Origin of the sequence: Aestuariibacter sp. A3R04, from assembly GCF_018860805.1 — a bacterium.
Taxonomy (GTDB): domain Bacteria; phylum Pseudomonadota; class Gammaproteobacteria; order Enterobacterales; family Alteromonadaceae; genus Alteromonas.
Genome location: NZ_JAHKQR010000003.1, coordinates 134,363 through 148,615, shown reverse-complemented (window position 1 = coordinate 148,615; position 14,253 = coordinate 134,363). Strand labels below are relative to the sequence as shown.

The following is a 14,253-nucleotide window of genomic DNA, read 5'->3' as shown; positions in this document are numbered from 1 at the left end:
AAAATCCGGATGCGTCGGTGGTTAGCACCCCACATCTTCGGCAACGGCAGTAAGACGAATATCGCCGACAATCACATCCATTTTTCCTTCCGTAGATAATTGCATAATGGAAGTTATTTTAGAAAAATTAACATTGCCGTTTCCAAAGCACTTGAGCGGAATAGGCAATGTCACCCATTTTTTCTTTGGTAATTTTCTCAGTACATGCTTCAGCCCAAAGGTAGCGCGTTGCTTCCAGTTCCACTCACTTTCGATTGTCCAGTCTACCAGTTCTTTAGGTGGACTCATCACCATGATATCCACGGTAATCGCCGCGTTGTTAACAACACTGGACAAATCAATACTTCCACCTCGGTTAGTCAGCGTCGCAGTTAAGATATTTCTGTTCACGCCCCCCCACTCAGTTTTAATCCCCTTTGGTTTCCATTTGAGCTGCACCGCATCCTTGCCGTTTTTCCCGTCAACCGCCTGGAGCACCAGACTGTCACGCAGGGTTGCTGCTCTGCCGTTTTCGTCTATCTGGCTTTTCCCATATTCAAGGCTAAGCTCCCACGGAGTTACAACCAAACCATCCATAAAATAATGTATGTTGGGATCCGTATTCGCCAAAACCCGATTTGACGCCACAGCCCCCATTGAAATAACTAATACATAGCTGAGTAAAGTTTTCATTTTTCTCCCTATATGATTACAGTAAGTCAGTACAAGTAATCTCAACCCGCGTGCTACTATCCAACGGTATTAATACTTGAATATCTACATTAGTTGAGCGACTATAAAATACAACAAATTGTTAACACTTTACAATTAGCAAATTTACACAATTTAACTTCACGAACCTTACGAGAACGACAATAATGAAAAGTACCGTGAACAAAATCGTTATTCTTGGTGGTGGTACATCGGGTTGGATGGCCGCAGCAATACTCGCCAAAAGCATCTCGCGTGCCCACATAACTCTGGTGGAATCCGAGCAGATTGGCACAATAGGTGTGGGCGAATCCACTATTCCCAGTATCCATTTTTTCAATGATCTGCTGGGGATCCGTTCCACGGAGTTTGCTAAATTAACCGCCGGTAGTTTTAAACTGGGGATCCAGTTCGAAAACTGGAAACTGCCAGGCGAAAAATATTTCCACGGTTTTGGCAGTACCGGAGCAGGCATGTGGGCCGCTGGATTTCACGAATACTGGAAACGAGGTGTAGAACTGGGAATTAGCAAGCCTTTTGGCACTTACAATCTTGAAGGTATGGCCGCCAAAGCCGGTAAGTTTGCTCATGTGCAAGGCGGTTTGAATTTCGCCTATCACTTAGATGCCGCCCTTTACGCCAAACGGCTAAAAGCCGAGGCTCAGCGCCACGGTGTGATTCGTAAAGAAGGCAAGGTTTCTCAGGTTCACACCCATGAGGATAATGACTTTATCTCCCACCTGGAACTGGAAAACGGTACGCGGGTTGATGGCGATTTTTTTATCGATTGTTCAGGCTTTCGCGGGTTACTCATTAATGAAACTCTAAAAACGCCTTTCGTAGACTGGTCTCACTGGCTACCTATGAACAGGGCAATTCCCCTACAAACCAGTATCACGGCGCCACCGCCCCCCTTCACTCGTTCAATAGCACATCACGCTGGTTGGCAATGGCGCATTCCACTACAGCAAAGAATGGGCAATGGTATTGTCTATTGCAACCAGTACATGTCTGATGACGAAGCGCTGAATAAGCTACAATCAGATGTGGAAGGAGAAGTGTTAACTGAACCAAGGGTGATCAAGTTTGTCACAGGTCACAGAGAAAAATTATGGAATAAGAATTGTGTTGCACTTGGCCTTGCCGGTGGCTTCATTGAGCCTTTGGAGTCCACCGCGCTTCATCTTGTGCAGCAGGGCATTATGCAGCTAATTAAATACTTCCCTGCGTATGGCGTGAACGACCTTGAAGTTGCCCAGTATAATGACTATATGACGACAGATTATCAGGACATCAGAGATTTTATCGTCCTGCACTACTGCCAAACTCAACGGGAGGATTCCCCTTTCTGGCGCTATTGTAGAGAAATGCCACTGCCAGACTCGTTGCAAAACCGGATAGCATTATTTGCCCAAACCGGACGATTTGTGCAACGAAAAGATGAAATTTTCTCGGATTCGTGGCTGCAGGTGATGATTGGCCAAGGGCTCATACCACAGCGACATCACCCACTGGCAGATGAGTTGTCTGAAGACGCATTAGCCGAATTTCTCGAAAGCATTGAAACTGACATCCGGAAGAAAGTAAACACGCTGCCGTCTCACCAGGCGTACTTACAGCAGTATTGCCAATCTGAAAGCTGACTTGACCATACCACCTGCCCGCAGAAAATAGCGGAGCAGGTGGCAACCGCAAAGCCCCTCTTTGGCTACTTCACTTCAACTGTCACCAACGCCTTGATGCCGTTGTCTGTCACGGCCGTAATTTCATACCGCCCGGGCTGTTCGCCCTGTACAATTGCCAGAGCTCGCCCTTCGTGGGTTTGCACAGTGTTTCTCTGATAGGGCTGGACACTGTTGACCCAGCCGTTGTCAACCCCGAGGAGTTTCAGGCCTTCGGGTACATCAAAATGCACTGTTGCCTCGGTGTGAGTGACTGGCGTACCGGTCTCATCCTCCAGTTGCACCTCAATGTGCGAGGCCGATTTCTCGTCAAGGGTAAGCATGAGCTTGTCGGCAATCATATTAATTGAAGAAGGCTCACCGGCGGTGGACAAACTGTCACTTGCACCACACTCGCCTTTGGCGACAATGCTTCCTGTTGTAAAAGGCACCGCCCACTTGTAAATATGGTCAGCATGATCAGCCAAGGCTTGTTCACCGAAAGATTCACCATTGACGTATAGCGTCAGTGTTTCACAATTACTGTATGCTTCCACCACGGTCATGTCGTCGCGCTGGTAATTACAATGTCGCTCGACATCATGCCAGGTCCATACTCGTGTTTCCCAACTCCCCGGCGTTTTCTCCACCACCCGGTTGTTGTCATCCGTGGTATAAACCGACTTCTCCATGACTTGCGTTGTCAGATATACATGAGGTGTTTCATTCCAGAGCGTTTTGAACATATGAAATGATGGTTTTCTGAAACCCGCCAGATCCAACAGCCCGCTACCAACACCTTTTCGCGGCCAGCCACCGTGGGCTTCTCCCAGGTAATCTATTCCCGTCCAAAGGAATGTTCCTGCTATTGCAGGCCTTTCGATAATGGCTTTCCATTCATGCCATTGGGGAACATTTTCTGTTCCCATGATCATTTTTTCCGGGAACAAGCGACGTCCGTAGTCGTATATCACTCTTCGATAGCTATAGCCCACTATATCCAGCGCATCCGTGTAACCCGAAATATGACTAACAGACGGCAGGATCAAATTCGCAATGACGGGGCGCGAGGTATCCAGTGCTTTCACCCACGATGACAACTTTTTCGCCGTTTTTGCCAATACGTACTTCCCTTCATCACTGGTTTCAAACCTACGCTTAATTTCTTCCGGGGAAATTCGCGGCGGTGTGAAGAAGTAATTCCCGTCTGCATTCATATCAAAATAACCAGTGGCCGCCGCATATCGAGGGTACGTCCACTCTATTTCGTTGCCAATACTCCACATAATTAGCGACGGATGATTGCGATCCCGTAACACCGCCGCGCGGAGATCTTTCTCAGCGTTGGTCTGAAACCACGCTGCATAACCTCGGCTGATTTCATCATCGTGACGTTCCTGTTGATTCAGGCGCTTGTCTTTGGGGTTGTCCCATTCGTCAAAAATCTCCGCCTGAACCAACAGGCCCAGTTCGTCGCACAGTGCCATGAGCTCCGCGGAAGCCGGATTATGCGACATTCGGATGGCATTCACGCCGGCTTCTTTTAACCGCAGCAAACGCCTACGCCATACATCTTCTGGTACTGCTGCACCAACCAGCCCGCCGTCGTGATGAATGTTAACCCCCTTGATTAGCGTGTGCTCACCGTTGAGGTAGAAGCCGCTGTCGGGTTTAAACTCAATGGTGCGGAAACCCAACGGTGTAGTGATGCGATCGACCACTTTATCCCGGTTGACAAGCTCGGTAACAACCGAGTACAAGTACGGGGTTTGAATACTCCACCAGTTTGGTGATGATACCGTCAGCACCTGCGTCAACTCAGTGCGAGATTGTGCATTGACTGATACTTCACTATTTTTTGAAGCTACAATATTCCCTGAGGCGTCGAAATGTAGGTGCCCCAGACGGGAATATGCAATTTGGGTTTCTGATAAATTTGCACATTCCTATAAATCCCCGAGCCGGGATACCACCTTGAGTCAATGTAGCGTGAACGATCTACGCGAACCGCGAGCACATTTTCCTCGCCTGCCGGCTTTAGGTAATCTGTTAAATCAATGGTAAAAGGTGTGTAGCCACTCACTTCTCCGCCTACCCGCTCTCCATTGAGAAAAACCGTGGAATGATTGTATATGCCATCGAAATTAACCAACGTCACAATATTGTCGGCGTTGTCAGGAGAAATAAAGTGCTTACGGTACCAGCCGATCCCGCCTGGCAAATAAGCTGTCGCACCGTCCCACTTTTCATCAAATTCGTGTGCCACTGACCAGTCATGGGGAAGCCGAACCGGCTGCCAGGCTGAATCGTCGAAAGCGACTGTTGAGAAACGCGCGTCGTCACCTTCTGTAAATACCCAGGACTGATTGAAGTTCTGCTGGCCAAGCTGCTTTTTAATAGCGAAAGAGGATTGGGGGAATTCAGGCTCACTTGGCGGCGAGTTGTCGCAAGCCATGAGCATTGTGACGAGGGACAACACAGCAATATATTTCATTATCTTCCTACGTTAACTGTTAACAATATTTCACTTAAAATTGCAAATTGTTAACAGTGTATCAACTCTTAATTAAGTACGAGCTGTTTCATCGGTCTTGTGTAAGGGGTTTTTCTGTATCCATTGATGTTCTCTATCACATGGTCAGTGTTATCAATTGGATAACCTTGTCAAGAAACGCTATGGTGGAATATGACGCGATAACTGGCAAATCAGTTTACAGGTTGGCAAACACACAATGAGCGATAAAAGTAATATCAGGCAGTACACCAGACCCGCCGGTGGTTGGGGCGCACTGAAAAGCGTAACCAAAAGTTGGCTATCAAGTGAGAAGCCGCTGAAGAATTTGCGCGCTATGCTTAAAACCAACCAGGATAAAGGCTTTGACTGCCCAGGTTGTGCCTGGGGAGAGTCACCTGAAAGTGGCCTGGTAAAATTCTGTGAAAATGGCGCGAAAGCGGTTAATTGGGAATCCACTGGCCGTTTTGTAGATCCTGCATTTTTCGCTGCTCATAGCGTTTCTGCTCTAAAGCGTCATTCTGATTATTGGTTAGAATCTCAGGGCAGACTAACACATCCCATGCGTTACAACGCTAAAACCGACCACTATGAACCAGTAAAGTGGGAGGACGCCTTTGCCCTTATTGCCAGCCATCTCAACAGTCTCGACTCGCCACACAGGGCCGAATTTTACACTTCAGGACGGGCCAGCAACGAAGCCGCGTATCTTTATCAGTTGTTTGTGCGCGCCTATGGAACCAACAATTTTCCGGACTGCTCCAATATGTGTCACGAGGCATCGGGACAAGGAATGAAGCCCACTATAGGAGTGGGAAAAGGTACTGTAGTATTTGATGATTTCGCCAAAGCTGATGCCATTTTCGTCATTGGCCAAAACCCGGGAACCAATCACCCTCGCATGCTAGAGCCCTTGCGGGAAGCGGTACGCCGGGGCGCACAAGTGGTGTGCTTTAACCCGTTGAAAGAACGGGGGCTTGAACGCTTCCAGCACCCTCAACACCCGGTGGAAATGCTTACCAATGGTTCGGAGCCAACCAATACTGCCTACTTCCGACCAGCATTAGGTGGTGATATGGCGGTCATGCGCGGTATTGCCAAATGGTTGCTCACTTGGGAGCGGGAGGCCCAGCAAAGTCACAAACCCGCGGTCTTTGATCACGCGTTTATTGAGACTCACACCCAGGGCATTGAACAGTATCTGGCGACAATAGACGCAACGAGCTGGGAGCAAATTGAAGCCCAGTCTGGGTTATCCCGCGACGACATCCAGCATGCCGCTATCATGTATTGTCGCGCTGAACGCGTCATTATGTGTTGGGCTATGGGCATTACACAGCACCGTCATTCAGTGGCTACAGTACAAGAAATTGTGAATGTGCAACTACTCAGAGGCAACGTGGGTAAGCCTGGCGCGGGGCTTTCCCCCGTGCGAGGCCACAGCAATGTTCAGGGCGACAGAACCATGGGGATCAACGAGAATCCACCTAAAGCGCTGCTTAATGCGCTTGAAGAGCGGTTTTCTTTTTCTGTGCCGCGGGAAAACGGTCACAATACAGTGCAGGCTATTCAGGCAATGGAGCAAGGCAAGGCAAAGGTATTTATTGGCCTGGGTGGTAATTTTGCACAGGCGACCCCAGACTCGCCCCGCACCCATGCCGCCCTACAGAACTGCGACCTAACAGTACAAATCAGCACAAAACTCAACCGCTCCCATTTAACAACCGGTAAAGACGCCCTTATCTTACCCTGTTTGGGCCGCACAGAAATTGACATGCAGGCGAAAGGACAACAGGGGATAACCGTAGAAGATACATTTTCAATGGTGCATATTTCCTATGGTCAGCTTCCCCCTACTGCTCCTACTCTGCGTTCAGAACCAGCTATTATTGCTGGTATCGCCAAAGCGACCTTAGGCAATCATCCGGTAGATTGGGATACACTGGTTGCCAACTACGATACTATTCGCGACCTCATTGCTGACACCATTCCCGGCTTCGCAGACTTCAATCGCAAACTCCAGCAACCCGGTGGGTTTCACCTGGGTAACAGCGCAGCCGACAGACAATGGCAAACGCCATCGGGCAAAGCGCATTTTGCTGCAAATTCATTGCCTCTCTCGTTGGTAAACAGCGATATTCTCGCCCGGGGTGAAAAACCCGACCTCATATTGCAAACCTTGCGTTCCCACGATCAGTACAACACGACGATTTACGGTTTAGACGACAGATACCGACATGTTTTCGGCGCCCGGGACGTATTATTCGTTAACCCGGATGACATAGAAAAGCTCGGATTCAAGGACGGTGACAAGGTGGACATCACGTCGTTGTGGCACGATGGAAAGAGCCGCCGTGTGACTCAATTTATGCTGGTAGCCTACGACATCCCGCAAGGCCAGGCAGCTGCGTATTATCCGGAAACTAACCCGTTAGTGCCGCTGGAAAGTTACGGCGAAGGCACATATACCCCTACGTCTAAATTCATTGCTATTACGTTGAAAAAGTCTGCCCCTGACGGGAAAATTAACGTGCAAAACATATAGTGCAACGAACGATTACAAGCTATAGCGGTGAATACACCCGGGGAGCATCCCGTTTTGGCAGATGAACCAAGGTAAGACCATAGCGGATTGCCCATTTTACTGATAAGGCGGTAGGTGCAGACAAGGTAACTAAAACCGCAAACCTTGCCTTGACCGCCTTTTGAACCAGTTCTAAACTGCAGCGACTGGTTAATACAACCATGGCGTCACCTTGCTGTAGTTTCGATGCAACCACAGCCCCGATAAGTTTATCAAAAGCGTTGTGACGGCCAATATCCTCTCGGCAAGCCAACACCTCACCGGAGCGAGACAAATACAAAGCGGCGTGCACAGCGCCGCTCTCACGGGCCAGCGTTTGTGCATCGATAATAATATTTCTAAGTTCAGCTAGTTGGGTTGTATCTGGCTCATTTGCAGGTGTTAACGGGGTCAATTCTGGAAGCGCCATATCAATGGCTTCCACCCCACAAAGTCCGCATCCACTGGTACCCGCCAGTTGCCGTCGTTTTGTTTTTAACGCCCAGAATGCCCTGTTGGATATATCAACCTCGGCACTCACGTGTTCATTGTGTTCACTAAACGCAATACTGTACAGTTCTCGGGGATGCTCAACGACTCCGTTGGTCAGACTAAAACCAATAACAAAATCTCTGAGATTAGCAGGTGTAACCAGCATCACAGCATAATTAATACCGTTGTAACTAATACTCAGTGCGACTTCTTCGGCCAGGGTAAACACGGCAGAACCTTGGCTATTATCAAGAAGCCGGGCCGGGAGTTGAACCGCACAAGCGCGATAAATATCACAGAGAGGATCAGATTTCATTTGGCCAATCCCTCGGCGAGTTAACGTTAAGCCACAGTGCAGCATCGTCGCCTTCGCCCAGCACAATGGCGTCAATAGCACTTAAAAATCGCACCACCTTTCTTTCCTTTTCCACAGTGAGAAAATGGTGAAGCCGGTGGGTGATCTCTTCATTTACCGGTAGATAAAACGGCAGCATGCGACCGCCGACATAACAAGCCCGCCCATGTTCACGACCTGCGTCACACAGTGTTTTTAGCACTGCAGGTGTCATTTGGGGCATATCCACAGGCAAAACAAGTAACTCGCCGTTCATATCTGGTTCGCGCAAAGCGGCGTGAACACCAGCAAGAGGACCACCATCGACCACAATATCACGGATAAAACCTGGTCCATTTCGACTGATTAGAACCCTCTGGCAACCCGCCGCCTTTAGCTGGGCTTCTGCATTGGCAAGCAGTGTTTTGCCGTTTAAATACATCAACGCCTTGTCCTGGCCCATCCTTCGCGACTGTCCACCCGCAAGGATCAACCCGTTAAGCATGGGAAACCTCCGCGCCATCATAGTAGCGTTGTATTGTTTCAAAGCACGCTCCGGCCACCGGTGAACTCGGCTGACTTTTTCGCATAATCAAACCAAGGGGCGATATAATTTTAGCGTTGGTAATAGCTTTTACTTCCAAAGCGGCATTCAACCCTAATAATGACATGTCTTTTGGGACTACAGTGCAACACAACCCCTTGTTCACCGCTTGCAACAGGTGATGAACCGAATCTGATTCAATGACCGGCTCGTTGCTAATGCCCTCGCCAGCCATATTGAGCATCACGGACTGGCGAAAATGCATGCCGGCTGTCAGCAATCCCAAAGGCGTCGATGACAATGCATCCCAGGATACCTGTTTGCCAGTCCAATGAAAGTGTTCAGGGTGATATATCACTGCCATACCGGATGACTGGAAAGGGAGAATATGGAAATGTGCCGAGCTTACATTGTCGAGATAACAAAGGCCAATATCGAGTTGGTTGCTGTTAAGTGCTTCTATCACTTTGTCACTGCTAAATGTTTTTAACGAGAAGCGCAGGGCACTAAATTTGTTTTTCAGAACGTCAATAAAAACCATAGGATCGATACCCGCGAGCGGAACACACCCCACCCTTAACTGCCCAACTAATTCTCCGGCACAACTTGCTGCTTCAGCCTTTAGGCCGTTGTAGGCCGCCAAAACATTTTTAGCCCAGGCAAGTATGCGTTTACCTTCGGGTGTAAAGCCTTCAAACCGATGATTTCTCTTTACGAGCGCCAGCCCAAGTTCTTTTTCCAGTTTATTGATACGCATTGATAGCGTAGGCTGGGTAACATTACATTGTTGCGCAGCTTTTCCGAAGTGCTGCGTTTCGTCCAATGCAGTTAAAAAGCGAAGTTGTCGGATATCCATAGTAGCCATGCATTCATTGCCGTTATCTATGAATACTACAACAGTCTGCTTTTCTTTACACGGCCCTTGTTATTGCCTCCAAACCAAACATTTCCTGGCGCTATTCGACTTATTACATAGGCACAATCTATTAATAGCGCCTGCTGTACAGATGTGCAGCTACCTTTTTTCGTGGTGTCTGTAAGTATCCATACGCTCCATGGCCATGCCTTCGTATTTGCGTGACAGTTGCCACAGAGGGCGCTCCAGCGTTGTTTCCCATTGAAAGAGCTTTTTGTACATCGCTTTCACTTTGTCGGGATATTCGCTGGCCAAATCGTTTTTTTCGCCCCAGTCGTTCTTCAAATCATAGAGCTCTGCTGGACGGTCGGGAAAACGCAGTAACTTCCAGTCGCCATCGCGAATAGCGCCGCGATTTTCTTTTTTCCAAAACAGTGTTTGGTGTGGTCGTCCGCCATCTTCACCCAGTAAAAACGGCAAAAGGTTTACACCATCGAGGTTTTTTATGGCCTTACTGTCGCCTCCGCCCACTGTCACGAAGGTAGGAAGAAAATCGAGGAAGCTCACCGGATGCGCATAATCTGAATTGGCAGGTAAAACACCAGGCCAACGCATTAACATAGGAACGCGAATCCCTCCTTCAAGATGGTTTGCCTTTGTACCACTTAGCGGATAATTGTTTCCGTGATTAGTATCGGTAGGCGCGCCGTTGTCGTTGGTAAACACCACTAATGTGTTTTCCTTTATGCCTTCGCTTTCGATGACTCGCAAGACCTTGCCGATTTCCCTGTCCATGGCCAACGTCATCGCGGCTAACGTTTGGCGGTTGGCCGGCAAATGCGAGAATTGTTTCAGATCAGCCTCCTCCGCTTCCATAGGCGTGTGCACAGCAGTGAGTGAAAGCACGAGAAAAAATGGCCCCCGTTGGCGGCGAATGTATTCAACAGCATTTTCTGCAAGGGCTTTAGTCAGATACTTTTCTGGCTCCTGATAATTTTGAAACCCAAACTCCAGTTTATTTTCCGGTTGTATAGTCTGATGATAAGAATCCAGTGCAAAATAGCTTCGCGAACCACCGCGCAGCCCATAAAAATAATCGAAGCCTCGCTTTGTGGGATGATACCTGTCTGCATTGCCCTGATGCCATTTCCCAATTAGCGCGGTAGCATATCCAAGGGATTTCATATGGTCCGCTACCGTGACTTCGTTGAGTGGTAACCCCATATTTTCGCCCATTAGCGCCGAGGCGTGGCTCATATACCCTGGCACATTATTTTCTTCAAAACCAAAGCGCTGTTGGTACTTTCCTGTATACAAACCTGCTCGCGAAGGTCCGCATACGGCTGCTGTGGTGTAGGCCTGTTCAAAGCGTACCCCCTGTGCTGCGAGAGCATCCAGGTGAGGCGTTTTCATTTCTCTACTGCCCTGAAACCCGAAGTCGCCGTAACCTGCATCGTCGGCCAGAATAAACACGATGTTAGGTTTTTCTGGCGCAGGAGTGGCGTGACAATGCGCCGTTAATCCCAACAACAGCGTACTGATTAGTAACATCTTTTTCATACTCGACTCCTCAACCCCTAAATTGATTGCGTTTGCGCTTTCCATGTCATGAGTGTTTGTAAATGCGATGAGGAAGACAGTACCAGGTGGCAAATCTGTAGTAATCCACTTCGATGGCACGTTTCTAAATCGTCTTTGCTCAGTGCATCGACCTTTTTTTTATCGAAGCCATACAGCCCCTTTAACGCCACTGTTTGCTTGTTGGGTAAAGTGAGTTCAAGCGAGAACTGTTCGAGTAACGCCATATCAGCCGCCTTCTTAAGGAGCGCCGATGTCGCTCTGCTATCACTGACTAATTGATTGAAAAACCCTTCTATGCGCTGAAAATATGAGGTTGCGTCGCCATTTTTATCGTAAATAGGCTCACCAACTTCAGTGGAAACCAACGGGTGATTCACATCAAGCGCAATATGGCCCTTATCAGGTTTTGACGGGTCGGGGATGTAGGCTTGAAATGGTTTGCGAAGTACATCAATGGGAATGACATTGCATCGCCAATTCCCTTCGTGCAAATATAAGTTTTCACCTTTATCAAACCCTAACAATGCCATGAGTTGATAGTCGCCCGACTCAGGGTGAACAGCGATGAAAACCGGATAATTATGCACAATAACACTAAGTTCGTTGGCAACAACGGTAACGGCATTAACGTGATTTTCGGGAATATCAAACTGGGTGTGATTGATTTTTAACCCCTGGTGAGCTTTGGGGTTGACTAATTCAAACTGCTGTTCGGCCATATAAATTCCTCACTGCTGGGGGACAGAAAAAGAAAGAACTCCAGCAAGCTGAAGTTCTTCCTTTGTGACCATGATGATTAAGGTACGCGAACAATCTCGATGTTGTCGATGATATATTGCGCTCCCTCGCCTTTGATAACGAAATCAACAGTCACGTTGTCGCTTTCCCAGTTGGTTTCCGCGCCAAAACCAAGATAGTGAGACGCTTCATCCGCCAGGCTTTGCACCTGGCCATATTCTGGTCCATTCCAAATCGTGCTGGTAGTCATAAAGGTGTTTTCGTTGTCGGCATTGGTGAATACCACATCAAAAGAATATGCCCCCGCCTCTGTGATATTGGCATCTGACGCCGCTTCACTGTTTGCGGTGAAATTCAAATACTGAACATCGTAGGTAATTCTATACCGGCCACCGGATACAATGGCACCCTTTTGCACAGGGAAACTAACCACCACGTCATCTGTGGCATCAGTCGTATCAACGAAAAGAACGTGGTTGTCGGCGTTATTCGGATCGTCCCTCACTTCAACAACAGCACCACCTGTAGCTGTGGGAACGAACGTGTCGTCTTCAAAACTACCCGGATTGTCAGTGAGAATATCCACTCCTTCTATATCGTCGTAGCGGGAGAAGACAAAGTCATCAAACACTGGCATACCGTCGTTGCCCATCCATGCACTCATCACAAACAGGCGAAGTTGGTCGGCAATATCCATAGGCGTTTCACCGTCGCCATTCGCTGTCGCCAGATATCCCCCTTCAGTGTCATACGCGATCATTGTCGGACGCCATGTACCATCCGCTGGGTGATACGGCCGCGCTCCAACCCAGAAATTGTGCGCGCCATTGGGATCAGCGCTTAACATAATGTAAGGAGACGCGTCACCCGCACCAACGTAAACGTTATAATGGAAATAATACTTACCACCGAGTTCCATATCAGGGAATGCTGCAGAAGTGACGGCGTAATAACAGGGCGCACCTAACATTTGAAATGCACCATTCCCATTTGCCACGATAGACGATGTGATTTCAGCGCCTGGGTCACAGAACGTTGCTTCGAATCCGTCACCGCCATTTTCAAAACCCACATCCATGCCATTGGCAGCAAGCAAGTTAGACTCAACACCGTTGACGCGAATAACTAATTCACGCTCACCATCAGCCATGTTGCCCTGATCATCTGACACTTTCATGGTAAAGCGAAAATCTTTAAAGGCATCTGCGGCAATTTCGTCGAAATACGCATTGGGGTTAAAATAAAGCACATTGTCTTCAACCCGACCGGCAAAAGAGGCTGTATATTCTTCGCCATCCAGCTTGACATCACTAATAACAATGGCATCACCTTCCCGCTCGTCGATGTCTTTTTCTAAATCCACCATGAGCATACCGTCGGTTTCGTCAATATCTTCTGACAAGAAATAGTCTAGTATCAACGGCGCACCGGCGACATCCTGAACCCCTAGTACATTCACCGACATATTCCTCTGCAAATCAAAGCGGTGATCACTTACAGTAAAAGTGAAGTTAAACGTCACTTTTTGTCCATCAGGGATCCGATCTTCCACTGCAGTAATATCTACTTCTATGGTCGCGCCATCCTCGCCAATACTAACTGGAAGGTTGTACGGATTTGCCCCGTCAGCAACAATGTTACTCACCGTCAGCGCTTCGCCATCAGCATCAGTTACATCAGCCAGGCCGTCAATTACGCCTGTGCCAGCATCCCGGGTAAAGTTTGCTATAAGGTCATTAGCTATAACAGGGGCAAAATCCTCCCCTTCAAAGGTAATCGTAGCCGTTCTCGGGGTTTTGTTCTCACCGTCGGAAATATTAAACGACACAACCGCGGTATGAGTTTCACCGGTATCCAAAAGCGGGGCCACAGCAGAAGGCCGAACCCCCAGCCTATTGCCGGCTATTTCCACGCCAGCTTCCATAATCTCATCAGCCTTTGGGCCTGAAACTTCTATGGACACATCGGTCACAGTGAGGTAGTTGCCGTCTGCATCCAGGGCAACACCTTCGCCCGTAGGAGCACCACCAGGCGTACCTAACAGCTCGACAAAAAACAGCGGATCTTTTTCGTGGAAGCTCATGACTATATCGCCGCCATGGGTGGGTGCTGCCGTATTGGGCTGCGCCGGCGGCGTATAATCATCTGACGAACTTCCGCCGCAACCCGTCAATGCAGTGAGTATGGAACCCGCTAATAACATCCTGCTTTTATTATGTATTTTCATAACTCTTTACCATTAATCTGTTCTAGTCGTATGCGGACAGACAGTTTGCCCAGAG

At 48.5% G+C, this 14,253-nt stretch carries 11 protein-coding genes; 2 read left to right on the top strand and 9 right to left on the bottom strand.

Going from position 1 to position 14,253, the window contains the following annotated elements:
* Positions 1 to 21: 21 nt before the first annotated feature.
* Entirely contained in the window at positions 22 to 672 is a 651-nt protein-coding gene (locus KO518_RS05520) for a putative glycoside hydrolase (RefSeq protein ID WP_216024838.1), read from the bottom strand.
* Between the two features lie 185 nt (positions 673 to 857).
* Between KO518_RS05520 and KO518_RS05515 the strand changes: the two genes are divergently transcribed.
* A complete protein-coding gene (locus tag KO518_RS05515) occupies positions 858 to 2,333 on the top strand; it encodes a tryptophan halogenase family protein (RefSeq protein ID WP_252735973.1) in 1,476 nt (491 codons plus the stop codon).
* A 65-nt stretch (positions 2,334 to 2,398) separates the two neighbouring features.
* On the opposite strand, the gene KO518_RS05510 is transcribed toward KO518_RS05515, so the two are convergent.
* Positions 2,399 to 4,222, bottom strand: coding sequence for a glycoside hydrolase family 2 TIM barrel-domain containing protein (locus tag KO518_RS05510; RefSeq protein ID WP_371742278.1), 1,824 nt, complete (start codon positions 4,220 to 4,222; stop codon positions 2,399 to 2,401).
* Positions 4,216 to 4,845, bottom strand: a complete 630-nt coding sequence (locus KO518_RS19835; protein WP_252735970.1) for a sugar-binding domain-containing protein — start codon at positions 4,843 to 4,845, stop codon at positions 4,216 to 4,218. The genes KO518_RS05510 and KO518_RS19835 overlap by 7 nt, the downstream gene beginning before the upstream one ends.
* A 238-nt stretch (positions 4,846 to 5,083) precedes the next feature.
* Here KO518_RS19835 and KO518_RS05505 point away from each other — a divergent pair, with 238 nt between their 5' ends.
* Entirely contained in the window at positions 5,084 to 7,408 is a 2,325-nt protein-coding gene (locus KO518_RS05505; protein WP_216024837.1) for an FdhF/YdeP family oxidoreductase, read from the top strand.
* A 19-nt stretch (positions 7,409 to 7,427) separates the two neighbouring features.
* On the opposite strand, the gene fdhD is transcribed toward KO518_RS05505, so the two are convergent.
* The 6 genes from fdhD to KO518_RS05475 form a co-directional block, all read right to left on the bottom strand.
* On the bottom strand, positions 7,428 to 8,234 hold the full coding sequence (fdhD, locus tag KO518_RS05500) for a formate dehydrogenase accessory sulfurtransferase FdhD (protein WP_216024836.1): 807 nt from the start codon (positions 8,232 to 8,234) through the stop codon (positions 7,428 to 7,430).
* Complete coding sequence (locus KO518_RS05495; protein ID WP_252735967.1) at positions 8,224 to 8,757, bottom strand: molybdenum cofactor guanylyltransferase; 534 nt, start codon at positions 8,755 to 8,757, stop codon at positions 8,224 to 8,226. The genes fdhD and KO518_RS05495 overlap by 11 nt, the downstream gene beginning before the upstream one ends.
* Positions 8,750 to 9,661, bottom strand: coding sequence for a LysR family transcriptional regulator (locus KO518_RS05490; RefSeq protein WP_252735966.1), 912 nt, complete (start codon positions 9,659 to 9,661; stop codon positions 8,750 to 8,752). The genes KO518_RS05495 and KO518_RS05490 overlap by 8 nt, the downstream gene beginning before the upstream one ends.
* 150 nt (positions 9,662 to 9,811) lie before the next feature.
* The gene (locus KO518_RS05485) at positions 9,812 to 11,212 is read right to left on the bottom strand and encodes a sulfatase-like hydrolase/transferase (RefSeq protein WP_216024835.1); all 1,401 of its coding nucleotides are present in this window, start codon (positions 11,210 to 11,212) and stop codon (positions 9,812 to 9,814) included.
* Positions 11,213 to 11,229: 17 nt separating this feature from the next.
* Positions 11,230 to 11,952, bottom strand: coding sequence for a SapC family protein (locus KO518_RS05480; RefSeq protein ID WP_216024834.1), 723 nt, complete (start codon positions 11,950 to 11,952; stop codon positions 11,230 to 11,232).
* A gap of 77 nt (positions 11,953 to 12,029) precedes the next feature.
* Entirely contained in the window at positions 12,030 to 14,198 is a 2,169-nt protein-coding gene (locus KO518_RS05475; protein ID WP_216024833.1) for a hypothetical protein, read from the bottom strand.
* Positions 14,199 to 14,253 lie beyond the last annotated feature (55 nt).

What these genes read in the sequence shown, in the direction of transcription:
- KO518_RS05520 (WP_216024838.1), bottom strand. Translation starts at nt 672, where the DNA reads ATGAAAACTTTACTCAGCTATGTATTAGTTATTTCAATGGGGGCTGTG.
- KO518_RS05515 (WP_252735973.1), top strand. Translation starts at nt 858, where the DNA reads ATGAAAAGTACCGTGAACAAAATCGTTATTCTTGGTGGTGGTACATCG.
- KO518_RS19835 (WP_252735970.1), bottom strand. Translation starts at nt 4,845, where the DNA reads ATGAAATATATTGCTGTGTTGTCCCTCGTCACAATGCTCATGGCTTGC.
- KO518_RS05505 (WP_216024837.1), top strand. Translation starts at nt 5,084, where the DNA reads ATGAGCGATAAAAGTAATATCAGGCAGTACACCAGACCCGCCGGTGGT.
- fdhD (WP_216024836.1), bottom strand. Translation starts at nt 8,234, where the DNA reads ATGAAATCTGATCCTCTCTGTGATATTTATCGCGCTTGTGCGGTTCAA.
- KO518_RS05495 (WP_252735967.1), bottom strand. Translation starts at nt 8,757, where the DNA reads ATGCTTAACGGGTTGATCCTTGCGGGTGGACAGTCGCGAAGGATGGGC.
- KO518_RS05490 (WP_252735966.1), bottom strand. Translation starts at nt 9,661, where the DNA reads ATGGCTACTATGGATATCCGACAACTTCGCTTTTTAACTGCATTGGAC.
- KO518_RS05485 (WP_216024835.1), bottom strand. Translation starts at nt 11,212, where the DNA reads ATGAAAAAGATGTTACTAATCAGTACGCTGTTGTTGGGATTAACGGCG.
- KO518_RS05480 (WP_216024834.1), bottom strand. Translation starts at nt 11,952, where the DNA reads ATGGCCGAACAGCAGTTTGAATTAGTCAACCCCAAAGCTCACCAGGGG.
- KO518_RS05475 (WP_216024833.1), bottom strand. Translation starts at nt 14,198, where the DNA reads ATGAAAATACATAATAAAAGCAGGATGTTATTAGCGGGTTCCATACTC.